General features: G+C 58.7%; 19 protein-coding genes. 14 read left to right on the forward strand and 5 right to left on the reverse strand.

Annotation, left to right across the window (positions count from 1 at the left end; translation table 11 throughout):
- Nucleotides 1–48: 48 nt before the first annotated feature.
- Nucleotides 49–606 (reverse strand): molybdenum cofactor biosynthesis protein B, encoded by a 558-nt coding sequence (gene moaB / locus Q666_RS62435; protein WP_031269714.1) that lies wholly within the window; start codon nt 604–606, stop codon nt 49–51.
- 187 nt (nt 607–793) lie between these two features.
- Between moaB and Q666_RS62440 the strand changes: the two genes are divergently transcribed.
- The 6 genes from Q666_RS62440 to Q666_RS62460 all read left to right on the forward strand — a co-directional run bounded on the left by Q666_RS62440 (nt 794) and on the right by Q666_RS62460 (nt 8,367).
- Nucleotides 794–2,020, forward strand: coding sequence for a PLP-dependent aminotransferase family protein (locus Q666_RS62440; protein ID WP_023001961.1), 1,227 nt, complete (start codon nt 794–796; stop codon nt 2,018–2,020).
- Between the two features lie 27 nt (nt 2,021–2,047).
- Nucleotides 2,048–2,704, forward strand: coding sequence for a ceramidase domain-containing protein (locus Q666_RS62445; protein WP_353608727.1), 657 nt, complete (start codon nt 2,048–2,050; stop codon nt 2,702–2,704).
- A gap of 107 nt (nt 2,705–2,811) precedes the next feature.
- On the forward strand, nt 2,812–5,106 hold the full coding sequence (locus Q666_RS62450) for an NADP-dependent malic enzyme (RefSeq protein WP_023001959.1): 2,295 nt from the start codon (nt 2,812–2,814) through the stop codon (nt 5,104–5,106).
- An 81-nt stretch (nt 5,107–5,187) separates the two neighbouring features.
- Complete coding sequence (locus Q666_RS0134285; protein ID WP_031269713.1) at nt 5,188–5,535, forward strand: chorismate mutase; 348 nt, start codon at nt 5,188–5,190, stop codon at nt 5,533–5,535.
- Nucleotides 5,536–5,606: 71 nt separating this feature from the next.
- The gene (locus tag Q666_RS62455) at nt 5,607–6,731 is read left to right on the forward strand and encodes a PQQ-dependent sugar dehydrogenase (RefSeq protein WP_023001957.1); all 1,125 of its coding nucleotides are present in this window, start codon (nt 5,607–5,609) and stop codon (nt 6,729–6,731) included.
- A gap of 331 nt (nt 6,732–7,062) precedes the next feature.
- Complete coding sequence (locus tag Q666_RS62460; protein ID WP_023001956.1) at nt 7,063–8,367, forward strand: DEAD/DEAH box helicase; 1,305 nt, start codon at nt 7,063–7,065, stop codon at nt 8,365–8,367.
- Between the two features lie 1,197 nt (nt 8,368–9,564).
- On the opposite strand, the gene Q666_RS62470 is transcribed toward Q666_RS62460, so the two are convergent.
- Nucleotides 9,565–11,241, reverse strand: coding sequence for an electron transfer flavoprotein-ubiquinone oxidoreductase (locus tag Q666_RS62470; RefSeq protein ID WP_023001953.1), 1,677 nt, complete (start codon nt 11,239–11,241; stop codon nt 9,565–9,567).
- 381 nt (nt 11,242–11,622) lie between these two features.
- Between Q666_RS62470 and Q666_RS62475 the strand changes: the two genes are divergently transcribed.
- The 4 genes from Q666_RS62475 to Q666_RS62490 all read left to right on the forward strand — a co-directional run bounded on the left by Q666_RS62475 (nt 11,623) and on the right by Q666_RS62490 (nt 14,587).
- Entirely contained in the window at nt 11,623–12,582 is a 960-nt protein-coding gene (locus tag Q666_RS62475) for a uracil-DNA glycosylase (protein ID WP_031269711.1), read from the forward strand.
- A gap of 199 nt (nt 12,583–12,781) precedes the next feature.
- Nucleotides 12,782–13,378, forward strand: a complete 597-nt coding sequence (locus Q666_RS62480; RefSeq protein ID WP_161633266.1) for a PilZ domain-containing protein — start codon at nt 12,782–12,784, stop codon at nt 13,376–13,378.
- A gap of 118 nt (nt 13,379–13,496) precedes the next feature.
- Entirely contained in the window at nt 13,497–14,354 is an 858-nt protein-coding gene (locus Q666_RS62485) for a S49 family peptidase (protein ID WP_031269710.1), read from the forward strand.
- Between the two features lie 47 nt (nt 14,355–14,401).
- Entirely contained in the window at nt 14,402–14,587 is a 186-nt protein-coding gene (locus Q666_RS62490; RefSeq protein WP_023001949.1) for a hypothetical protein, read from the forward strand.
- 53 nt (nt 14,588–14,640) lie between these two features.
- Here Q666_RS62490 and Q666_RS62495 read toward each other — a convergent pair whose 3' ends face one another.
- Nucleotides 14,641–16,032 carry an MATE family efflux transporter gene (locus Q666_RS62495; RefSeq protein WP_031269709.1) on the reverse strand — a complete coding sequence of 464 codons (1,392 nt, stop codon included), beginning with the start codon at nt 16,030–16,032 and terminating at the stop codon, nt 14,641–14,643.
- A gap of 289 nt (nt 16,033–16,321) precedes the next feature.
- Here Q666_RS62495 and Q666_RS62500 point away from each other — a divergent pair, with 289 nt between their 5' ends.
- Nucleotides 16,322–17,290 carry a glycine--tRNA ligase subunit alpha gene (locus tag Q666_RS62500; protein WP_023001947.1) on the forward strand — a complete coding sequence of 323 codons (969 nt, stop codon included), beginning with the start codon at nt 16,322–16,324 and terminating at the stop codon, nt 17,288–17,290.
- Nucleotides 17,291–17,408: 118 nt separating this feature from the next.
- Here Q666_RS62500 and Q666_RS62505 read toward each other — a convergent pair whose 3' ends face one another.
- The gene (locus Q666_RS62505) at nt 17,409–17,738 is read right to left on the reverse strand and encodes a hypothetical protein (RefSeq protein ID WP_023001946.1); all 330 of its coding nucleotides are present in this window, start codon (nt 17,736–17,738) and stop codon (nt 17,409–17,411) included.
- A 189-nt stretch (nt 17,739–17,927) separates the two neighbouring features.
- Here Q666_RS62505 and Q666_RS62510 point away from each other — a divergent pair, with 189 nt between their 5' ends.
- The 3 genes from Q666_RS62510 (at nt 17,928) to gltS (ending at nt 21,748) form a co-directional block, all read left to right on the forward strand.
- The gene (locus tag Q666_RS62510) at nt 17,928–18,488 is read left to right on the forward strand and encodes a LemA family protein (RefSeq protein WP_031269708.1); all 561 of its coding nucleotides are present in this window, start codon (nt 17,928–17,930) and stop codon (nt 18,486–18,488) included.
- A gap of 10 nt (nt 18,489–18,498) precedes the next feature.
- The gene (locus Q666_RS62515) at nt 18,499–20,445 is read left to right on the forward strand and encodes a DUF2207 domain-containing protein (protein ID WP_023001944.1); all 1,947 of its coding nucleotides are present in this window, start codon (nt 18,499–18,501) and stop codon (nt 20,443–20,445) included.
- An 82-nt stretch (nt 20,446–20,527) separates the two neighbouring features.
- On the forward strand, nt 20,528–21,748 hold the full coding sequence (gltS, locus tag Q666_RS62520; RefSeq protein WP_023001943.1) for a sodium/glutamate symporter: 1,221 nt from the start codon (nt 20,528–20,530) through the stop codon (nt 21,746–21,748).
- A 9-nt stretch (nt 21,749–21,757) separates the two neighbouring features.
- Here gltS and Q666_RS62525 read toward each other — a convergent pair whose 3' ends face one another.
- Nucleotides 21,758–23,200 carry an EAL domain-containing protein gene (locus tag Q666_RS62525; RefSeq protein WP_023001942.1) on the reverse strand — a complete coding sequence of 481 codons (1,443 nt, stop codon included), beginning with the start codon at nt 23,198–23,200 and terminating at the stop codon, nt 21,758–21,760.
- Nucleotides 23,201–23,336 lie beyond the last annotated feature (136 nt).

Raw genomic sequence — 23,336 nt, forward strand, 5'->3', positions numbered from 1 at the left:
GCACTGCACGGTTCTGAGCGGATACGCTCTTCTTCGGTATGGTGGCGATCACGCCTCCCGCAGCTTGCCGCGCTTCAGGTGCTCGTCCAGCCTGGGCATGATCTCCACGAAATTGCAGGGCATGTGACGATAGTCCAGCTGCCATTTCAGGATACCGTCCCAGGCGTCCTTGCAGGCGCCCGGGGAACCGGGCAGCACGAAAATATAAGTTGCCCCGGCGACGCCGCCGGTCGCACGGGACTGGATCGTGGAGGTGCCGATCTTGTCGTAGGAGATCCGGTGAAAGACCTCTGAAAAGCCGTCCATGCGTTTTTCGAACAGAGGCTCCATAGCCTCCGGCGTCACGTCACGGCCGGTAAAGCCGGTGCCGCCGGTCGAGACGATCACATCCACGCCCTTGTCATTGATCCAGCTTTTGACGACCGCCTGAATGGCTGGAACGTCGTCGGTGACGATCTGCCTGTCCGCAAGCGTATGTCCTGCCTTTTCGATCCGGTCCACCAGCGTATTGCCGGAGCGGTCTTCTTCCAGCTTGCGCGTGTCCGATACCGTCAGCACAGCAATGTTGAGCGGAATGAACGGACGGGTTTCATCAAGACGGGACATGGCGAACTCCTTTGCTCTCCAGACATAGGCAATAGCCGCAATGGCTTCCAGAGGCAGCAAGCAAACTGTCGCGGCATTTTGATATTGAAATAAAATTACAAAAAATAACAAGATTGAGACACTTGCAAAAAAGTTAGGTCAGTATTATTGACTTAAATAACCAATCCAAAAATGCAACGAGCCAACAATGACAACCTGGGAAAGCCTATACGCCCGACGCGCCAGCCGCATGCGCGCCTCGGAAATCCGTGAACTCCTGAAACTGCTGGACCAGCCGGATGTGATCAACTTCGCCGGCGGTATTCCCGACCAGGCTCTGTTCCCCGCCGAAGCGTTCAAGGCAGCCTATCAGGAAATTCTGGCAGGTCCGGACGCGGGCCGCGCACTGCAATACGGCATGAGCGAAGGCAGCGCCCGCCTGCGCAACTGGATCGTCAGCCACATGCGCCGCCTTGGCGTCGAGTGCGGGCCAGAAAATATTCTCGTCACCTCCGGGTCTCAGCAGGGGCTCGATTACATCGGCAAACTGTTCCTGACGGAAGGCGACACCGCGCTGGTGCAGTGGCCGACCTATCTGGGCGCGTTGCAGGCTTTCAATGCCTATGAGCCCGGTTACGACCGGCTTGACCCTGGAGCCAACCGCCCTGCGGAAGATTATGCGGCAACCGCGCGCGAAAAGGGCGGACGGATCAAGTTCGCTTACCTTTCTCCCGATTTCGCCAACCCCACGGGCCTGACGGTGGATCTGGCCGAGCGACAACGTCTTCTGGCACTGGCCGGAGAACTCTCCTGTGCAGTCATCGAGGATTCGCCCTACGAGGCGCTGCGCTATGACGGCGAACCGTTGCCACCCATGCTGGCGCTTGATTGCGAAGCCTCGGGGGGGATCAATAACGCCCGCACACTTTACTGCGGCAGCTTTTCCAAGTCGCTCTCACCGGGATTGCGCCTCGGCTGGATCTGTGCGTCGGCTGAAGTCATCTCCAGGCTGGTTCTGATCAAGCAGGCGAGTGACCTGAACTCACCGGTGCTCAACCAGGAAGCCATGGCTCGGGTTGCCGAAAATGTCTTTGAAGCGCATACGGCAAAGACGAATGCGGTCTACAAGTCCCGGCGCGATGCAATGCTGGCCGCGCTTGAGCGGCACATGCCGGCTGGTGTCAGCTGGACCCGCCCGGAAGGGGGCATGTTCATTTGGATGACCCTGCCCGAAGGTATGGACGCGGCAACTCTGCTGGAAACCTCCATCGAAACGGCGCGTGTCGCCTTCGTTCCCGGCCGTGCGTTCCATCCGGATGGCACCGGGGCGAACACCCTCCGGCTCAGCTTCTCCTGTAACGACTATCAGAAAATCGAAGAAGGTATTTCAAGGCTTGGCCGCTTGATTACCGAAACTGTCACGTCCAAGTTGTAAGTCCTTCGAGGGAAGAAGCAGGGGCGGGTGTTGGAGCCGATGGCGCTGACCGACAAGCTGGACAATTATTGTGAGCGGATCGGACCGGAGTTCTGGTCCGAGCCGCTCAATGCGCTCACCAATGCGGCTTTCCTGATTGCGGCCCTTGCCGGATACATGCTCTGGCGCCGCAAGACGCCGGACGATCTCTTTGCCCTTGTCCTGATCGGCATCGTCTTCGTGACCGGCCTGGGGTCGTTCCTGTTTCACACCTTCGCGACACGTTGGGCGAGCCTTGCCGATGTCATCCCGATCGCGCTGTTTATCCATGTCTATCTCTTTGCGGCGCTGAACCGGTTTCTGGGCCTGTCCTGGTGGGCGGCGCTAGGCATCGTTATCGTGTTTTTCGCAGTCACGCCCTTTGCCGGGCGCGCGGTCGCGCCGCTGGTTGGCTCATCAGCAGGCTATGTGCCTGCGCTGCTGGCGATCTTCGTGGTGGGGGCACTGTTTCTTCGCAAGAATGTGCGGTTCGGGCGTGAGGTGTTGCTGACAGGCGTCGTCTTTGCCGTATCACTGACATTCCGGACTCTGGACGGCCCGGTTTGCGATCAACTTGCCATTGGCACGCATTTCCTGTGGCATATCCTGAACGGGGTCGTGCTGTTTTTGCTATTACGGGTTCTCATCAGGCAGCGCGCCGGTTAAATCACACAGAGTATTCACAAAATTGCAGATCATCCTTGCGGACATGCCGCAGAGCTTTGCAGAAAAACAATATGACCTTAGGGAAGAGGCAGGAGACAGGGACCGTCATGAGCGACAGCAGCAAGACCGGAAGTGATCTGACCGAAGCGGCCCTGTTCTATCACGAGCATCCGCGCCCGGGAAAACTGGAGATCCAGGCAATCAAGCCGCTGGGCAACCAGCGCGATCTGGCACTGGCCTATTCACCCGGCGTGGCCGCGCCATGCCTTGCGATTGCCGACAATCCGGCACTGGCAGCCAATTACACCTCGCGCGGCAATCTGGTCGCCGTCATCTCAAACGGCACGGCAGTGCTCGGCCTCGGCAACATCGGTCCGCTGGCATCCAAGCCGGTGATGGAAGGCAAGGCGGTTCTCTTCAAGAAGTTCGCCGGCATCGACGTTTTCGATATCGAGGTGGCCCAGACCGACGTTGAAAAATTCGTCGATGCGGTTTCGGTTCTGGAGCCGACCTTTGGCGGTATCAACCTGGAAGACATCAAGGCGCCCGAATGCTTCATGATTGAATCGAAGCTCCGGGAACGTATGAAGATCCCGGTCTTTCACGACGATCAGCATGGCACGGCGATCATCGTCGGTGCCGCGGTTCGCAACGGTCTGGACCTTGCCGGCAAGAAGATCGAGGAAGCCAAGATTGTGGCGTCCGGTGCGGGCGCGGCTGCGCTTGCCTGCCTCAACATGCTCGTCTCGCTGGGGGCGAAGCGGGAGAACATCTGGGTTACCGACATTGAAGGCGTCGTCTATGAAGGCCGCGAGGCGCTGATGGACGAATGGAAGGCGGTCTTTGCCCAGAAGACGGATTTGAGGTCGCTCGATCAGGTAATCGACGGCGCCGATGTCTTCCTAGGGCTGTCCGCTGCCGGCGTGCTGAAGCCGGGCATGGTGGAAAAGATGGGCAAGGGCCCGCTGATCCTGGCGCTCGCCAACCCCAACCCGGAAATCATGCCGGAGGACGCCAAGGCTGTCCGTGACGACGTGGTCATGTGTACCGGACGGTCCGACTACCCGAACCAGGTCAACAACGTCCTGTGCTTCCCCTACATCTTCCGGGGCGCGCTCGACGTCGGGGCGACCACCATCAACGAGGAAATGAAGCGGGCCGCCGTGGAGGCAATTGCCGGCCTTGCGCGCGAGGAACCGTCCGACGTTGCAGCCCGTGCCTATGGCGGCAAGACCGAAACCTTCGGGCCGAACTACCTGATCCCTTCGCCGTTCGATCAGCGCCTGATCCTGCGCATTGCACCGGCTGTTGCCAAGGCGGCCATGGCAACAGGTGTCGCCACGCGCCCGATCGAAGATTTCACGGCCTATCTGGACCGGCTGAACCGTTTTGTCTTCCGGTCCGGCCTCATCATGAAGCCGATCATCCAGAACGCCAGCAAGGACCCGCAGCGGATCATTTATGCCGAAGGCGAGGACGAACGTGTTCTTCGTGCCGCTCAGGTGCTGATCGAAGACAATATCGCCAAGCCGATCCTGGTTGGCCGTCCGGACGTTCTGCAGCAACGCTGCGAACGCTTTGGCCTGCGCATTCGTCCTGATGTCGATTTCGAGTTCGTCAACCCGCAGGACGATCCGCGCTACCGTGAGTATGTCGACGAATATTTCGAGTGTGTCGGCCGCAAGGGCATGCCGCCCAACGCTGCGCGGACGGTCGTGCGCACCAACACCACGGTGATTTCGGCCCTTGCGGTGCGCCGCGGCGATGCCGATGCGGTCATTTGCGGTCTGGAAGGCCGGTTCATCCGCCATCTGCGGGATATCAAGCAGGTGATCGGCGTTTGCGAGACGGCCAGGGACCTTTCGGCCATGTCGCTGCTGATCAACTCGCAAGGGGCCATATTCCTGTCGGATACCTTCGTGACGGAAGACCCGACCGCCGAAGAGATCTCCGAAATGGCAAACCTCGCGGCTGAGGAAATCCGGCGCTTCGGTATTGAACCGAAGATCGCCCTGCTGTCGCTTTCCAACTTCGGTTCTCGCGACACGGCGTCCTCGCGCAAGATGCGCGAAGCGCTGGAGATGATCTGGAAGCGTTACCCGGAACTGGAAGTCGATGGCGAAATGCACGGCGACAGCGCGCTCAGCGTGGAGCTGCGCGAGCGGGTGATGCCGGGCAGCAAGTTGAAGGGAGAGGCCAACCTGCTTCTGTTCCCGAACCTGGATGCGGCCAACATTGCCCATAACCTTCTGAAAGTATCGACCCAGGCGCTTCATGTCGGACCGATCCTTCTGGGCACGGCCAAGCCCGCGCATATCCTGACACCGTCTGTCACCTCGCGCGGCGTGGTGAACATGTCGGCACTTGCCAGCGTCGAGGCACAGACCCGGTCCGCCGGCTAGTCCTGCTTCAAATCGCGCCTTCTGTTGAACAAGGCGGACCGGTACAACCGGTCCGCTTTTCCATTTTTCAAACGGCCTGCCATGACCCTTGTGAAACAGCCAGCCGACTGCGTCAGCAAAACGGATATCCGCACCGCAATTGATGCGCTTGACGAAGAACTCCTGCAGCTCTTCGCCCGTCGCCAGGGCTATGTCCGGCGGATGGCGGACCTGAAACAGCATCCTGATGAGGCCTTTGATCATCAGAGGATTGAAACAATGGTGGCTGCACTGAAAGACCGGGCGGAAGAATTGGGGCTGGAAGGCGCGCAGGCGGAAGCGGTCTGGCGGACGCTGATCGACTGGAACGTGGCCTTCGAGAAGCGAACGATCGCCGCAAGGCTCGAGGGGCTGCAGGACGGGCCGACGAAACCGGGCTCCGATTTTTAGCACCGTGCCGGGTTTTCCAGACCGTTCGGGCTCCTACCTATCAGGGAGTATGGATCGTCCGTGGAGCCCCAATGACCCTGAATTCGCATCTTCTTCCAGGCGTGGCCGCAATGGCCGCAGCGCTCGTCCTGCCGATTGTCCCTGCCGCTATGGCCCAGTCCGCGGTTCAGCTGGAAACCGTTGCCGCGGGATTGTCCTACCCATGGAGCGTCGCTTTCCTTCCGGAGGAGGGCTACCTGGTGACGGAACGCGACGGGACTGTGAAGCACATTGATGTATCCGGCAGGCAGAGCGAAGTTACCGGCGTTCCGGAAGTCTTTGCCCAAGGACAGGGTGGTCTGCTGGACGTGGCGCTCAGCCCGGACTTTGCCACCGACCGGACGGTCTTTCTGTCCTATTCCCAAGGATCGGCGGAGGGCGCCGGCACATCCCTGTTCCGGGCGAAGCTTACCGGTGCCTTTGAGGGAGGCTTCGCGCTGGAAGATGGCGAGACGATCTTTTCCGGCAACAACAAGGCCTACGGAGGCCGCCACTTCGGATCACGCCTCGTTTTTGCGCCCGATGGCACCTTGTTCATGACCGTCGGTGAGCGGGGAGACGGCGAGCGAGCTCAGGATACCTCGGACCACGCCGGGTCGGTGTTGCGTCTGACGAGGGACGGTCAACCTGCTCCGGACAATCCCTTTATCGGACAGGAAGGCTACAAGCCGGAAATCTGGTCCTATGGTCATCGCAATCCGCAGTCGGCTGCGATCCATCCTGAAACCGGCGTATTATGGACAGTTGAACACGGGGCACGTGGCGGCGACGAAATCAATATTCCCGAAGCCGGAAAGAACTATGGCTGGCCGGTGATTTCCTACGGACGTCATTACTCAGGGGCAACCATCGGTCAAGGCACGTCGAAGGAAGGCATGGAACAGCCGGTTCACTATTGGGATCCCTCCATCGCTCCGTCCGGCATGGCATTTGTAACCAGCGACCGATATCCAGACTGGAAGGGCGACATGCTGGTCGGTGCGCTGGCCGGACAACACCTTGCCCGTGTTGACCTCGACGGCGGAACGGTTGTCAGCGAGGAAAAGCTGCTGACGGATCTTGGCGAGCGGATACGCGATGTCCGGCAGGGCCCCGATGGCTACGTCTATGTTCTGACAGACAGCGACGATGGCCGGTTGCTGCGGCTGCAACCCTAAGGCAGGCCGAACTTTTTGAGCTGTAAGCGCTTTTGCGGCTTCTCTGCTTGACATTAGGGCCGTTCCCGACGATATACCGCACTGCAACCGCTGCCGCGTGAGCAGAGAGTGCGCCCCGGACAAGAGAAGTTTCTTGGCGGGCAGTCGCAAGAGGGTTGCCACTTCAAGAACCCAATGAGGGGTTCAACCAGTTCCCATTTCACGCGAGGGTCTGGCGGCAGAGAGACCGGTAGCGATGGCTGCCGGCTGTGCCGCATTCCAACTTCAAGTCGCACCGTCAATGACGTGCGGCTTAACAAGCGTTTGTTTCGCTTGAACCAAGGATTTTATATTGACCGACTTTCAAAGCCTGGGACTCTCCAATGGCCTTGTGACTGCCGTTACCGAAAACGGCTATGACGCTCCGACACCGATCCAGCAAAAAGCCATCCCGTTGATCCTGGAAGGCCGGGACCTCATGGGTCTGGCACAGACGGGTACGGGCAAGACGGCTGCTTTCGGCCTGCCGCTGATCGACCGGCTTCTCCTGGAGAAGAAAAGAGCCGTTCCCAAGGGCACACGGGCGCTGATTCTGGCCCCGACCCGCGAACTGGTGAACCAGATCGCTAAGAACCTGATTTCCTTCCTGAAGCATACGCCGCTGCGGGTTTCCTCCGTTGTCGGTGGTGTGTCCATCAACGGCCAGATCAAGCGGCTCTCAAAGGGCACCGACATTCTGGTGGCAACACCGGGCCGGCTGCTGGACCTGGTAGATCGTGAAGCGATCGACCTGCGCACCGCTTCCTACCTGGTGCTCGACGAAGCCGACCAGATGCTCGATCTGGGCTTCATTCATGCCCTGCGCCGGATCGCGGGCCTGGTGGCCGACAAGCGCCAGACCTTGCTGTTCTCCGCGACCATGCCGAAGCAGATCAACGAGCTGGCACAGTCCTATCTGCGCAACCCGGAGAGGGTCGAAGTTGCTCCGGCCGGCAAGACCGCTGACAAGGTTACCCAGTCGGTTCATTTCATGGACAAGAACGACAAGGGCGACTTCCTGGTTGATCAGCTTCGTGACAAGCCGGACGGGCTGTCGCTGGTGTTCTGCCGCACCAAGCACGGTGCGGAACGGCTGATGCGCAAGCTGGCGCATTCCGGAATTTCCGCTGGCTCGATCCATGGCAACAAGAGCCAGAACCAGCGTGACCGCGCGATCAAGGATCTGCGGGAAGGCACCATCAACGTGCTTGTGGCAACCGATGTTGCCGCTCGCGGCATTGATATTCCGGGTGTCAGCCACGTTTATAACTTCGAGCTGCCGGAAGTTGCGGAAGCCTACGTTCACCGAATCGGCCGTACGGCCCGCGCCGGTGCGGAAGGTGAGGCGATTGCCCTGTGTGCTCCGGAGGAAATCGGTCTCTTCCGCCAGATCGAGAAGCTGATCGGTATCGATATCACGGTTGCCGGTGGTGAAATTCCGCCGATGTCCGCGGCTGCCGGCCGCGCAAAGCGCGGCGGAAACCGGAATGGCAACAGCAAGCCGGGCGGCAAGAAGCCGTTCCGCAAGCAGTCGTCCTCCGGCGCCAACGACAACGCGTCCGAAAACCGTCGTCCTCCGCGTCGCCGTCGTCAGAACACACGCAGAGATGCAGCCTGACGACTGACGGGTTACGTCACAGTTCATTTTGATGTGAAAAAAATTGCACCGGGAAGTGGCCTTCCCGGTGCCGAACCTTGTGGTCGATGGGTTTCAGAACTGTTGAAACAGTGCTGAATGAATTTGGTGGATGAACCGCCTGATCCGAACCAGAACCGCCGCCGGCTGGTTATGACCCTGCTGTCTTCCTGTCCACAAGGTATCCAACCGCTTGCGCGGCTCGATCTCGTTAAGCTTTCGGGAAAACCGCGGGAACTCCGCGAAGAACTTGTAGAAAGTCACCAAGATCTTGGTGATTTGCTACAAATTTGCCCCGTGAAAGTAAAGGTAAATTAACCAACGAGAGACTGCAATCACAACCAGCTGATCGCTATTTGGTATGTGGATAAATAGATTTATCAGTAATTTCAGCTAGTTAGTTTGTTTTTGGCGAAATAGCGATGAATTTGACGAACAACTTCAGATGGAGTTGATGGTTGAGTTGTTGAAATAAACGCTTAGATTTCAAAGAATTGGCTAATTCATTTTCTTAATTTATTGTTATATAGAAAAAATTTATAGACCCTCTGAAGGTCGATAAGTTCCTTATCGCCTTGTTTGTAAACGGAAAAAACCGGCAATAGTTATACTGTCAAATATCGCGATGTATTGATCGGTATTTTCGGACAACCCTTATTTTCCAGGCTCCGTGTTTTCAGTTGAGGCGTATTCCTGGCATTTTTTGACCAGTTGGTATAATTTTGTCTTTTGGAGTCATAACAAGTTTTTATTCGTCTCATTATTTATTTGACCTTGCCGTAGGGGGAGTTTATTCCGGCGCCATCACGGTTTTGGTTAACAGAATTAAACAAATCGAAACCCGAAAAAAATCCAGATCATCTCTGGGATAAATGTGCACGCTGGCTCCATCGGGACCAACGACCTCATAAGAATTGCCCGTTGTTAATACGGGTACGAACTTGTGGCGCGGGCAACCACGCGGCAGCAAGCGGAGTGGCATGTCCACTCGGCCTTGTCCGTGTGTTTGACAACCGCAACAGGCTGGACCCCCACATACGCCAGCCTGATTACGACCCATCGGCCGCAAGACTGCAGCACCGGGAAGGTTTCCTTTCCGGTGCTGTTCGTTTTTTCAAGGCACAAAAAAACCACGGGTTTCCCCGTGGCCTTCAATGTTTTCCAGTTTGGCAGCGAACCTTACATGTTCGGATAGTTCGGGCCACCGGAGCCTTCCGGAACGGTCCAGTTGATGTTGCCGTTCGGGTCCTTGATGTCGCAGGTCTTGCAGTGGACGCAGTTCTGCGCATTGATCTGGAACCGCGGCGCATCTTCGCCTTCCTCGATCCACTCGTATACGCCAGCCGGGCAATAGCGGTTGGACGGACCGGCGAAGACATCGTGTTCCGAGCGCTTCTGCAGTGCCTCGTCCTTCACCTTCAGATGGATCGGCTGATCCTCTTCGTGGTTGGTGTTGGAGAGGAACACCGAAGACAGCTTGTCGAAGGAAACGACGCCATCAGGCTTCGGATAGTCGATCTTCTTGCAGTCCTTGGCCGGTTTCAGGGTGTCGGCGTCCTTCTTGCCGTGTTTCATGGTGCCGAAGAAGGAGAAGCCGAACAGCTCGTTGGTCCACATGTCGAGACCGCCGAGGGCAACACCGATAGCGGTGCCGAATTTGGACCACAGCGGCTTTGCGTTGCGCACGCGCCAGAGATCCTTGCCGATCGGGCTTTCGCGCCAGGCTGTGTCGTAATTGGCCAGCTCGTTGTGTGCTTCGCCGCGGCCGATTGCGGCCATGACTTCTTCTGCCGCCAGCATGCCGGACAGCATGGCATTGTGGGAGCCCTTGATCCGCGGCACGTTGACGAAGCCTGCGGAACAACCCATCAGCAGACCGCCGGGGAACGAGAGTTTCGGCACGGACTGGAAACCGCCTTCGGTAATGGCACGGGCACCATAGGAAATGCGCTTGCCGCCTTCGAAGGTGTCACGGATCGCCGGGTGCGTCTTGAAACGCTGGAACTCGTCAAAGGGCGACAGCCAGGGATTCTCGTAGTTGAGGTGAACCACGAAGCCGACAGCGACCTGATTGTCTTCCAGGTGATAGAGGAACGAGCCGCCACCGGTCTTGCCGTCAAGCGGCCAGCCGAAGGAATGCTGCACCAGGCCAAGCCGGTGCTTCTCCGGGTCGATCTGCCACAGCTCCTTGATGCCGATGCCGAATTTCGGCACGTCGCTGTCCTTGTCGAGGTCGAATTTCTCGATCAGCTGCTTGGCCAGAGAGCCGCGTGCGCCCTCACCGATCAGGGTGTATTTGCCGCGCAGCTCCATGCCGCGTGTAAACATGGCATTGGGTTTGCCATCCCGGCCGATGCCCATGTCGCCCGTCGCAACACCAACCACGTTGCCATTGTCGTCATAGAGGATTTCGGCAGCTGCAAAGCCCGGGTAGATTTCAACGCCGAGCGCTTCAGCCTTTTCGGCCAGCCAGCGGCAGACATTGCCAAGCGAGACGATGTAATTGCCGTGGTTGTTCATGAGTTTCGGCATGAACATGTTCGGCAAACGCATGGAACCTGCCGGCCCCAGCACGAGGAAGTGGTCGTCGGTTACTGCCGTCTTAATCGGCGTGTCTTCTTCGCGCCATTCCGGAAGCAGCTTGTCGAGAGCGATCGGATCAATCACGGCGCCGGAGAGAATATGCGCGCCGACCTCGGATCCCTTTTCCAGTACGACAACGCTCAGCTCTTCGCCCTTGTCGTTGGCGATCTGTTTCAGCCGGATCGCAGCTGCAAGACCGGCGGGCCCTGCGCCTACGATCACAACATCCACATCCATGCTTTCGCGTTCGCCAAGCGCTTCTTGTTCGCTCATCTTTTTCTCCCTCCGCCCAAAGGGCAACTTCTGCGCCGCCAGGTGCTCAAATCAAGTGAACCAGCGTATCGGTAACGGCTGATGCCCAATTGTTAGAGCAACTTACCTGCGTCCGTTCGGAAGCAGCGCCTATTAGCCCTTACCGCCTATTTGCCCCATTTTGCAGCGCAAAACACGACATTTTTCATCGGCAATTGCGAAATTTCGCCGCTATTCCTTCAGTTGGGCATCAGATAGACCAAAGCAGGCGCAGGGCGTCAAGTGCTTAGTTAACGTTTACGTAAACGTAATTCGAGTGTATTCCCGGCAGTTTCGAAAATGTGCACAGGCTTTGGAAAACCGGCCGGATTGAAGGTGGTCTGGCGCTGCATGCTTGTAGAAATGATCGGGGCGGTTAAACTCCGCGCCGGAGGCAGCCTCTTGCAACAGATCCCGAACGACCCGAGACACCTTGAAGCCCTGCTGGATTTTTATGCCGGTGCGGGTGTCGATTGTTTTCTTCAGGACGAACCCGTCGATTGGGTAGCGCTGACGCGTGCGCAGGCAGCGCAGCGTGCGCTGGCCGGTCAGCATGCAGCAGCCCCCACGCATGCTCAGCAGCCCCGGCAACAGGCCCCGGCAGGCAATTTCCAGGGGCAGACAGGCTCTCCGGTTCCGGCAGCTCCCGTCGCTCCCCAGGCGATTTCCGTGCCGCCCGCAGTTGCGGGGCAAGCGCCGGTCTTGCCGGACAGGGAGATAATCGCCGCAGCCCGGGATCTGGCGGCAACTGCCCCGACTCTCGAGGAACTGCGCAATTGCCTGGGCGGTTTCGACGGCTGCAACCTCAAGCTGACCGCCAAGAAGCTTGTGTTTGCCGACGGCAATCCACAGGCGAAGCTGATGTTTGTCGGCGAGGCGCCGGGCCGCGACGAGGATCTTCAAGGCCTGCCTTTTGTTGGCCGGTCCGGCCAATTGCTGGACAGAATGCTGGGTGCGATCGGTCTGGATCGCTCGTCGGCCTATATCGCCAACGTGGTTCCCTGGCGGCCACCTGGCAACCGGACACCGACACCGCAGGAAACCGAGATCTGCAAGCCGTTCATTCTGCGCCAGATCGAACTGGTCAATCCGGACGTGCTCGTCTTTCTCGGCGCAGCATCCGCCAAGACCCTGCTCGGGGTACAGGACGGCATCCGCAAGATGCGCGGGCGCTGGATGACCTATCCCTGCAAGGGCAGGGAAATCTCGGCTATCGCCACTTATCATCCGGCGTATCTTTTGCGCAGTCCGCTTGAGAAGCGATTGTCCTGGCGTGACTTTCTGGCGATCAAGCAGAAGCTGGAAGAAAAAGCAGAGCAATAGCCTTCGGACTGCATGGTTTCCTGCAATCATCCAGACGTTTCTTCGTTTTCTCGACCTCGCCGGGTGGGTTGTTCGAAACGTTCAGGGAAATCCTTCTTTTTCAGATCAAAAGTGACCTTGCGTTAACTTGGATTTCAGACTACAGGTTGTAACATTGAGTGTGTATCGCTCTGGGTGATTTTAACAACCGGTCATGACGATGGATGCAGACAAATGCATTTCGGCGCTCGTCGTCGACTTGGCGGACATGTCGTGTTTCGAAGCAACGGCCTATGATCTGACAGAGAACGGCTGTTGGATTGCGTCCGACAGGGTTGACCTCCTGAAGGAGGAGGTGGGCTTGCGCCTTGCCGGGTTCGACAAACTGGTCCGCGGGACCGTGATTGCCTTTGGCGATCAGCAAGCGCAAATTTCTTTTCAGACCAAACGAGAGGCGTCAGGCGAAAAACGCCGCGAGATCCGGCGGCAAGTCTGGATCACGGCAATCGTTTGCGGCAAGACCAATCCGGCGACAATGAGATGTCGGATCGTTGATGCCAGCAGGTCAGGATGCCGGCTGGAAGGCGACAAGCTGGATCGACTTCCCGATGACATCGAGGTCTCCATTCCCGGTCTCGATCTGCCAATCAGTGCAGAGATTGTCTGGCGCAAGAACAACCAGGCCGGTGTCAGGCTCACCTGGCCGTTCGAAGCGTCGCCCAAGCCCAAACCGGAAGACGTTCTGGAGCGCATGAAAGAAGAAGACGAAAAGCCGAAACGCAAGCGCAAAAAGAAGATCAGCGCTTTCGGTGGCTGAGCAGCGCTTGGGCGCGTTAAACCGTGCGACAAGGTTTTGACGGCCTGGAGTCTTTGCAAGCGGGCTTTGCGTACATATATCGGATGGAGTTTGTGAACTCTTTCAGGGCCTATTGCGCGTGATTTCATCCCTTCGCCGGTTTCTTCCCAAACCCTTTCGAAACGATAAGCCTGTCATTCCGGTCGTGCGCCTGCATGGGGCAATCGGTGGCGGTGGGCCGCTGAAGTCCGGATTGTCCCTGGCGACCGCATCCATCCCCCTGGAAAAAGCCTTCTCGATGAAGAAAGCACCGGCGGTGGCCCTGGTGGTCAATTCGCCGGGTGGCTCGCCCGTTCAGTCGAGGCTCATCTTCAAGCGGATCCGGGATCTGGCCAAGGAAAACGAGAAGGACGTTCTGGTTTTCGTTGAGGATGTGGCTGCCAGCGGCGGTTACATGATTGCGCTCGCAGGGGACGAGATCTTTGTCGATCCGTCGTCCATCGTCGGCTCCATCGGTGTGGTTGCAGCCGGGTTCGGCTTCACGGAGATGATCAAGAAAATCGGCGTTGACCGGCGCGTTTATACCGCAGGTGAAAAGAAGGTGACCCTCGATCCCTTCCAGCCGGAAGTGCCGGAAGACATCGAATACATCAAGAGCCTGCAGCTCGAGATCCACGAGACCTTCATCGACATGGTGAAATCGCGTCGTGGTGACGTGCTCGCAGATGATCCGGATCTTTTCACGGGCAAGTTCTGGACCGGGCGCACAGGTGTTCAGCTTGGGTTGGTCGACGCGATCGGCGACCTGCGCGAAGTGATCAAGGACCGGTACGGCGACAAGGCCGAGCCGAAATTGATTTCCGCACCGCGTGGCCTTTTTGGCCGCAAGGCCGGGCTTGGTGTCGGCCTTGCAAAGGGCCGGCTGCTGGACGGGGTCGGCGAGGAGTTGATCTCCTCTGTCGAGGAACGGGCAATGTGGATGCGCTACGGCCTTTAAAAAGGCACAATGCCTGTGTGAAAATCGGGTGAGCAAGGGGAAAAGACATGACCGAATTGATAGGCGTCGCCGCATTGGCCGTGGGAGGTTACTGGATCGTGCAGCGCGTGAAGCGCAAGATGGCCGAGGTTGAAAACCAGATTTCCAGGGCAGCTGCAAAAGCCGATCCCAATGGCCGCGGCGCCAAGCTTGTGCTTGACCCGGTGAGCGGCAAGTACCGTCCGCAAGCCTGACGCAACGGCGGGCAGTTTGCCCGCCCGCCGTCAGGTGCTTTGTTTCAGCGGCTTCAATTTGCCGGTACCGCCCGGAAAAGCCCCCAGCGCGCTGTCCCGGTGCGCGCGGTAATCCCGAGCAGGACCAGCGTCACCACCAGCAGCATCAGTTCCGCCAGCGGACTGGACAGCCAGATGCCGCCCTCTCCGAAATAGACCGGCATCAGGAACACCAGCGGCAGAAAGAACGCATAGGGTTTGGCGAGGCTCAGCAGAGCTGCCCGAGCCGCATCTCCGAGCGCCTGAAAGTAGGTCGCAACCATGAACAGCGGCCCCGCGACAAAGTAGAGCGCCATTATCACCGGAAGGATCCTGCCGACTTCCGCCGCCACGCCTGGATCGTTCACAAATGCGAAGCCAACCTGGTGTGAGAACAGCGTGAGCACGAGTTCCGCAAGGCCGCAGTAGACAAGGGCCACAACCAGGCCAGCCCGCAAGGTGCTGTCCGAGCGATGCCACAGACCTGCCCCGAAATTGTTTCCGATCATGGACTGTAGCGCCTGGGCAAGGCCCAGGAGAGGCAGATAGCAGAAGGTCATGACCCGGGTAACGATCCCGAATGCGGCGACCGTTGCCTCATATCCGCTGGCACCGGCCGTCTGCAGTGCGGCAATGGTTGCAGCGGACCCCAGGGCGATGCCGATGAAGCTCAGGCTCTGAGGTGCACCAAGCATCAGGATATCGCGCCAGAAAGATGTCAGCGGATATCGCAGGAGCGCGGACGGTGACAATTCCGTTTTCCCGCTCAGTCTCAGGCCCAGCATGATTGCAAGCGCCAGAGCCTGTGCCAGCACGGTTCCGGCCGCACTTCCGGCAACACCGTAATCGTAGACCGCGATCAGCAGATAATCGAAGGCGATGTTGGCCAGCGAAACAAGCAGGCTGAAGCCCGCCATCACCACCGCGAGGCCTTCGTTGCGCAGCGCGTCCGCATTTACCGACAGCACGAACATCAGTGGTGTGAAGGCAACCGTGATGGCCATGTAGGTATGGCTCATACCGGCAATCTCCGCCGAACCGTCAGCGGCGGCCCGAGTGAGGCTGTCGCCAAAACCCAGGAAGAGGGCGATCACGATGCCAGCGATGGCAAGTGCCAGGCCGTGGGCGCCGGCAAAAACCGCTTCGGCATCGGCATGAAGGCCGGCTCCGAGTTTGCGGGCAAGCACGCTGGACATACCGCTGGCAACAAGTGTCGCCAACGCCGCAAGCAGCATATAGGCAGGAAACATCAGCGTGACCGCGCTGAGGGCATCCGGCCCGACGTAAAGGCCGAGGAATATGGCATCGACCACGGTCAGCAACCCGTTCATGCTCATCACCAGGATGATGGGCAAGGCGGTTCTGGCCAGGGTCGGAAGGATTGGCCCATGCGTATAGGCGTTGGGCCGGGATATGTCGGAAGACATTCCGTTCTCCATCAATGGGCATTTCGATCGGGAAGGAGGGGCTCGCATTGCCACCAGCGCGAAATGCGTGGGGAACAGAAAGTCTTGAAGACCAGAATTTCACCGTGACTGTCGTCCGCGAGCGGCAGGCATTCTGAAGCCGGTGCGAGGGATACCTTGGTGCCGGCGCTCCGTCAATCTGAAACAGCCACGCCCGCTTCGCCTTGACCTTGCCCCGACATCGTGGCACCTGTCGCCCAAACCGGCGATACGTGCACGCCGGGCACAGCCATATTCGCGGAACATCTTCATGTCGACTGAAACCCTGCCGGCGCACATGCGGCCGGAAAACTCCTTTCAAGGCCTGATCCTGACCCTGCAGCGCTACTGGGCCGACCAGGGCTGTGTTGTGCTTCAGCCTTACGACATGGAAGTCGGCGCCGGTACGTTCCACCCGGCGACCACGCTGCGCTCACTCGGCCCGCGTCCGTGGCGGGCCGCCTATGTGCAGCCGTCGCGCCGCCCGACCGACGGCCGTTATGGTGAGAACCCGAACCGTCTGCAGCACTACTACCAGTTTCAGGTGATCCTGAAGCCGTCACCGGCGAACCTTCAGGAGCTCTATCTGAATTCGCTCTACGCGATCGGCCTTGACCCGAAGCTGCACGATATCCGCTTTGTGGAAGACGACTGGGAAAGCCCGACCCTTGGGGCCTGGGGCCTCGGCTGGGAATGCTGGTGCGATGGCATGGAAGTCTCGCAGTTCACCTATTTCCAGCAGGTGGCAGGCTTTGAATGCTCGCCCGTCTCCGGCGAACTGACCTACGGCCTTGAGCGCCTGGCGATGTATATTCAGGGCGTCGATAACGTCTATGACCTCAACTACAACGGCATGGAAGGCGATTCCAAGGTCACCTATGGCGATGTTTTCCTGCAGGCCGAGCAGGAATACTCGCGGCACAATTTCGAGCACGCGGACACCGAAATGCTGTTCCGCCATTTCAAGGATGCCGAAGCCGAATGCCGTTCACTGCTGGAAGCCGGTGCGAAAGCGCGTGAAGCTGCCGGTGCCAATGTCCATCAGGTGGTGCTGCCGGCCTATGACCAGTGCATCAAAGCCAGCCATGCCTTCAACCTGCTCGACGCGCGCGGCGTCATCTCCGTGACCGAGCGCCAGAGCTATATCCTGCGTGTCCGCGAACTGGCCAAGGCCTGCGGCGCTGCCTTCCTTGAAACGGAAGCCGGCGGTGTCGGCTATCACAACCAGGCTGCGGAATAACGCATTCCGGCTTGAGGCGGATCTTTTTGATCAATCGAATGCGGGGCCAGGTTGGCCCAGTTTTCGTCAGGCAATATCCAGGTTGTTCATTTTACCGCTACCAGCAACCTGTGAAGGCTCACTCGGGTTCCGAGCCCGGCTCGGGCTCCAGTTCACAGGCGAAGCGCATGTCGCCGATGTCCAGGTGGCTTGCCTGTCGATTGCCGGAAAACCGGGTGTTTCCCCGCTCGAAACTTTCTCCCGAAGCGCCCGGAACCGGGTCAAGCAGGACTTGCGTATGTGCCTTTCCGCCAACAGGTCCGGAAAGCGTCGCGGGCCCTGGTTCCTGTGGGGAGAAGATGACGTGAAAGACCAGATCGCCATTCGAACAGCGATATTGGTCAGCAAGCGAAGCATGGGCCTCTTGCGTTGCCAGCACCAACGGCAGCACCGCAAGCGCTGGGATCATTCTGCAAAGTTGCAAGACGCACATTGGTGGCCGACCTTTCGTTCAGGCGTTTCGGGCAAGCTCGCCCAAGCTTATCTGCAATCCTGTGTCGAAGATTACAGAATGACTCAATTCAGGCGTCGGTCGCTTGAAGAAGATGACAAGTCAGCACCTCCCGGTTAGCTTCCAGAACACATTTTTCTGGAGGTGATTGTCTTGTCCTGGTTCTTTCTTGCAGCGCTGATTGCGCTATCTGTTTTTGCGATCGTTCTTTACAACGGACTTGTCAAGAAACGGCAGATGGTCGAGGAGGGCTGGAGCGGCATCGATGTCCAGCTCAAGCGGCGGGCAAATCTCATTCCCAACCTTGTCGAGACCGTGAAAGGCTACGCCGCGCACGAAAAGGAAGCGCTCGAGGCCGTAACCAGCATGCGCGCGCAAGTTTCGGCAGTGCCGAAGGATGACGTTGCTGGCCGTGCGAAGGCAGAAGGAGAACTCAGTCATGCTCTCGGCCGCCTGTTTGCAGTTGCGGAAGCCTATCCAGACCTGAAGGCAAGTCAGAATTTTTCCGACCTTCACAATTCGCTGGACGAGATCGAAAACGCCATCCAGATGGCGCGCCGTTATTACAATGGCGCGGTCCGGAACCTGAATGTTGCGGTCGAGAGCTTCCCATCCAATCTGATTGCCAACCAGTTCAAGTTCGAAAAGGCCGAGTACTTCGAAATCGAAGACGAGGCTGACCGCGCGGTTCCCAAGGTCCAGTTCTGAGGTGCGCGCAATGCTGAACCGGATCTACGCGGGCATCCTGGCCGTCTTCGTCCTGCTGACTGCCGGACTTTGCGCGCAAGCTGACGAACGCATCTTGAAGTTCGTTTCCGACATTGACGTTGCGAGCAATGGCACGCTGACGGTCACCGAAACGATTACCGTTCGTGCGGAAGGCGATCAGATCAAGCGGGGCATTTTCCGCGATATTCCGCTTGCGGTGGAGGGGGCAAACGGGCGCATCTACAAGGCCGGCTTCAAGCTGCTCTCGGTGCTGCAGGACGGCGCCCCGGCCTCCTACCACACCAACGAGAACAGTCGGGGTGTGCGGATCTATGTTGGGGATGAATACACCTTCCTGTCTCCGGGCAATTACACCTACAGCTTCACCTATGAAACCAATCGGCAAATCCGTTTCTTTGAAGACCATGACGAGGTCTACTGGAACGTGACTGGCAATGAATGGATCTTCCCCGTCGATGAGGCCATCGCGCGGGTCGTTTTGCCGGAAGGGGTGAAAGCCAGTGCATGGACGGCCTATACGGGCGGCTATGGCGAAACCGGCAATGCCTTTGAGGCACAAAGCGCCCAGGGTGGTTCTGAGATTATTTTCCGGACAACCGAGGTTCTGGGGGCCTACGAAGGCTTGTCGATCAACGTCAGCCTTCCGAAAGGCGCAATTGCAGCGCCTACGGAAGCCGAACAGCTGGAGTATTTCGTCGAGGACTACAGATCGGAGCTGATCGGCGGAGCCGGGGTGCTGCTGGTGCTGCTTTATTATTTCGCAGCCTGGTGGATGGTTGGCCGGGATCCTTCTGAAGGTGTTGTTTTCCCGAGGTTTTCACCGCCTTCCGGCATCTCGCCTGCTCTTGCCAAATACATTGTCAACCGAGGGTTCGGGGATGGTGGCTGGGTGGCCCTGTCTGCAGCCTGCCTCAACCTCGCGGTCAAGAAGCGCTTGCGACTTGAAGAGACGGATGGCGATACAACTCTGCTTCTGAACCGGAAGGGACGGGAAGGTCAGATCCCGGGCTTCGGGCTGCCCAAGGGCGAAGCTGCGCTTGAGGACTGGCTAAGCGGACGGGGGAGTCCATTGACCCTCAACAAGGACAACGGCACTTCTATCCAGGCGCTGGGGAAAAAATTCCGGACGGCTATCGAGCGGGAGAGCCGAAACGTCTTTTTCAGGGCGAACAGGGGCTATCTCATTCCCGGGTTCATACTGAGCCTGGTTACCATTGTCGCGCTGCTGGCTTTCGGTGGACTGCAGCCGGGTCAGGAAGGGTTCGTCATTGTCTTTCTGGTCTTTTCCGTTTTTGCGACCGTCATTTCGGTCAATCTGGGGAGAGCCATCTTCCGCTTCGCCAGCATGAAACTGCGTATGGCGCTGATCTTCATACTCTTTGGTCTCGCAATATCAGGGGCAGCCTTCGGTGCCTTCCATGTGAATGGCGGTGTGGATTCCTTGCCTGTTCTGCCGTTCATCGCGGTGGCGCTGGTTGCCCTCAACATCCTGTTCTTCTTCCTGATCGGCGCGCCGACGGCAATTGGCCGCCAGGCCCTCGATGAAATCGAGGGTCTTCGGATGTATCTGAGCGTGGCGGAAAAGGAGCGGCTCAACATGGAAAAGCTTCCGGATATGAGCACGGATCATTTCGAGGAACTTTTGCCTTACGCCGTTGCGCTTGGCGTCGAAAAGCCCTGGGCCAAGGCCTTTGAGGCCTGGCTGACAACCGCTGCCGGGGCGGCCGCGGCCGCCAGCTACCATCCGGGCTGGTACTCCGGCAATCACTTCGATGCCCGGCACGTGTCCGACAGCCTCGGCCGGACGGCAAGTTCCATGGCCGGGTCGTTCCAGTCGTCTCTGCCAGCTCCCAAATCGTCCAGCTCCGGATCGTCGGGTTCCTCCGGCGGCTTTTCCGGCGGCGGTGGCGGCGGTGGCGGTGGCGGCGGCTGGTAACGAGCTGAGGATCGTCAGCTCCGTCTTGCGCAAGCTGCTTCGAACGGCATAGTGGAAGCATCAAGCAGGAGCGGGGGTGCGGATGGCCGGCGAAACGATCACGCTAACGGAATTTGTCAGCTTCAATCTGGCAATCCTCGTCTACTTCCTGGGCGTGCGGCTGAACAAGAAGATACTGGTTCTGGATAGGTTCAACATTCCGGAACCGGTATCAGGCGGCCTGCTTGTCGCGTTCCTGTCCCTCGTGGTCTACCTGAGCCTTGGAACGGAAATCGGGTTCTCCCTGCAGTCGCGTGATTACCTGCTGTATTGCTTCTTTACGGCAATCGGCTTGAACGCCCGCTTCACGGACTTGGCCAAGGGCGGCAAGCCGCTCCTGATCCTGCTGATGCTCACCGTCTGTTACATGCTGCTGCAGAATGCGGTCGGTTCGGGCATTGCGGCGGCGCTGGGTCTGCCCACAGGGTTCGGCCTTCTTGGAGGCACCATTTCGCTGGTTGGCGGCCACGGCACGGCAATTGCCTGGGGGCCGAAGCTGGCCACCGACTATGGCGTTCCAGGGGCGGTCGAGATCGGTGCTGCAACGGCAACGCTCGGCTTGATCGCCGCTAGCCTTCTTGGCGGTCCGGTGGGCAAGTTCCTGATCGAAAAACGGGGTGGCAAACCGGATCCGAACCGCCCGGAAGAAGCCCCCATGATCGGCCTTGAGATGGAACGAGAGGCAGACACGAGCGTGACCCACACCGGGCTGATGCGCTCTCTGCTGGTTCTCAACATCGCCATTGGCCTCGGCGTCGCGCTTCAGGAAGCCTTGAGCGCGGGAATAGGCCTCGATCTGCCGGTCTTCGTCTGCTGTCTTTTCTGTGGCATCGTGCTGTCGAACACCGTGCCGCTGGTCTTTCCGAAAATGACCTGGCCGGCCCGGTCCAAGTCCCTGGCGGTCTTGTCGGACCTTGCACTTGGCATTTTTCTGACGATGTCACTCATGAGCCTGCAGCTCTGGACCATCGCGGGACTGGCGGGGCCGATGCTGCTCATTCTTTTCACGCAGGTCGTCGTTGCGGCCGCCTTCATCATCCTGGCGCTTTATCCGCTGATGGGCCGGAACTACAACGCGGCGGTGCTGGGGGCGGGCTTTGCAGGGTTTGCACTGGGCGCGACACCGACGGCGATTGCCAACATGACCGCAATCACCAAACACTTCGGCCCGGCAACCCAGGCATTCCTGATCCTGCCGCTCGTGTCCGCATTCTTTGTAGATCTGGCCAATGCGGTCATCATCCTTCTGTTTCTCGGAGGATGAGGGGCGCGGTCAGGCGGCGTCTGTCTTCTCGCTGAAAGGAAACCGTCCGTCGACCTGGGATTCCAGCAGGCTGCAGGCTTCGTCTGAAGTAACGGCCGCGGCGTAAAGGAAGCCTTGGCCGTAGTGACAGCCGTTGGAATTCAACGCGTCATGGACCGCGCTTTCCTCGATCCCTTCCGCGACGGCGTCGATGTCGAGACCCTTGGACAGGACCAGTATGGCCTCGACGATGGCGGCACACTGCTTGTCTTCCAGCATGCGTTCGGTGAAGGACTTGTCGATCTTGACCTTCTTGATCGGGAAATCGCGCAGATAGCTCAGACTGGAATGGCCTGCGCCGAAATCGTCGAGCGCAATGGAAATGCCGGCTTCCGTCAGCTCGGTCAGGATGCGTTTGGCCGATTCCGGGTTCTTCACCAGCGACGTTTCGGTGATCTCCAGCACCAGCCGTCTGGGCGGAAATTCGAATTTCTTCAAGATGGCATTGATCTGGGTCGGCAAGGCCGGATCCTGCAACTGCACCGGCGACAGATTGAAGGACAGGTAGAGATCGTCCGGCCAGGTGGCGGCGACCTTGCAGGCATCCTCCAGCAGATGCTGGGTCAGCTCGGAGATGATGCCGCAGTCTTCGGCAATCGGGATGAACTGCAACGGCGGTACTTTGCCGAAATCGGCATCGGTCCAGCGCGCAAGGGCTTCGAAGCCTGCGATGCGGCCGGAATCCATATCCAGGATCGGCTGGTAATAGGCCTTCACCTCATGTTCCGAAATAGCGCGGCGCAGACGCTGTTCCAGTAGCGTGCGATGCAGGATCGAGGCATCCATGTCGACCTCGAAGAACCGGTAGGTCGAGCGCCCAGAGGATTTGGCCCGGTAAAGGGCAATATCGGCCCGGCGCAATAGCTCGGTGACCGCGTGGCCGTCATGGGGATAAAGCGCGATGCCGATACCTGTGCCGATGGAAATCTGGCGGTCGCCGAACTCGAAACGATCGTTGATCCGCGTCAACAGTCGCCTGGCGAAGCCGGCTGCCTCGGATTTGTCCTTGAACACCGGGGAGACGATGGCAAATTCGTCCCCTCCGAGACGGGCGACGATGCCTTCCTTGCCGAGAGTTTCGGCCAGTCGGTCGGCAAAGCTTCGCAGCAGATTATCGCCAAAGGCATGACCATAGACGTCGTTGATCGGTTTGAACCCGTCAAGGTCGAGCATCATTACGGCACGAAAGCAGTCGGGCTTCACCTCACGGGTCAGATCGGCAAAGGCCTCCAGTAGCCGGCGGCGATTTGGCAGCCCGGTCAGCGGGTCGTGCTGGGCAAGGGCCAGGGCTTCGGAATGAGCCGAGGATCTTGCCTTCAGCTCCTTGCGCAAACGGCGCGTTGCCCACGTGCCATATCCCAGACTGAAGATGGCGATGCCCAGAAGGAGGCTGGTGACCACGTCGAACGTCATTTGCGAATTATGGATTTGGTAGGTCGGGAAAAGTACTGGAAGGACCTTAACCCCAGTAAAAATGACAAGAACTATCGCAAGTAACGCAACTATAGATCGTGTCATATATCTGTTGTCTGCAACTTCCCGGTTCGCC

Origin of the sequence: Labrenzia sp. C1B70 (assembly GCF_000475395.1) — a bacterium.
Classification (GTDB): domain Bacteria; phylum Pseudomonadota; class Alphaproteobacteria; order Rhizobiales; family Stappiaceae; genus Roseibium; species Roseibium algicola.

Bases quoted from the DNA above. Each gene is read 5' to 3' on its own strand.
- moaB (WP_031269714.1), bottom strand. From the start codon at position 606: ATGTCCCGTCTTGATGAAACCCGTCCGTTCATTCCGCTCAACATTGCT.
- Q666_RS62440 (WP_023001961.1), top strand. From the start codon at position 794: ATGACAACCTGGGAAAGCCTATACGCCCGACGCGCCAGCCGCATGCGC.
- Q666_RS62450 (WP_023001959.1), top strand. From the start codon at position 2,812: ATGAGCGACAGCAGCAAGACCGGAAGTGATCTGACCGAAGCGGCCCTG.
- Q666_RS0134285 (WP_031269713.1), top strand. From the start codon at position 5,188: ATGACCCTTGTGAAACAGCCAGCCGACTGCGTCAGCAAAACGGATATC.
- Q666_RS62455 (WP_023001957.1), top strand. From the start codon at position 5,607: ATGACCCTGAATTCGCATCTTCTTCCAGGCGTGGCCGCAATGGCCGCA.
- Q666_RS62470 (WP_023001953.1), bottom strand. From the start codon at position 11,241: ATGAGCGAACAAGAAGCGCTTGGCGAACGCGAAAGCATGGATGTGGAT.
- Q666_RS62475 (WP_031269711.1), top strand. From the start codon at position 11,623: ATGATCGGGGCGGTTAAACTCCGCGCCGGAGGCAGCCTCTTGCAACAG.
- Q666_RS62480 (WP_161633266.1), top strand. From the start codon at position 12,782: ATGGATGCAGACAAATGCATTTCGGCGCTCGTCGTCGACTTGGCGGAC.
- Q666_RS62490 (WP_023001949.1), top strand. From the start codon at position 14,402: ATGACCGAATTGATAGGCGTCGCCGCATTGGCCGTGGGAGGTTACTGG.
- Q666_RS62495 (WP_031269709.1), bottom strand. From the start codon at position 16,032: ATGTCTTCCGACATATCCCGGCCCAACGCCTATACGCATGGGCCAATC.
- Q666_RS62500 (WP_023001947.1), top strand. From the start codon at position 16,322: ATGTCGACTGAAACCCTGCCGGCGCACATGCGGCCGGAAAACTCCTTT.
- Q666_RS62505 (WP_023001946.1), bottom strand. From the start codon at position 17,738: ATGATCCCAGCGCTTGCGGTGCTGCCGTTGGTGCTGGCAACGCAAGAG.
- Q666_RS62515 (WP_023001944.1), top strand. From the start codon at position 18,499: ATGCTGAACCGGATCTACGCGGGCATCCTGGCCGTCTTCGTCCTGCTG.
- gltS (WP_023001943.1), top strand. From the start codon at position 20,528: ATGGCCGGCGAAACGATCACGCTAACGGAATTTGTCAGCTTCAATCTG.
- Q666_RS62525 (WP_023001942.1), bottom strand. From the start codon at position 23,200: ATGACGTTCGACGTGGTCACCAGCCTCCTTCTGGGCATCGCCATCTTC.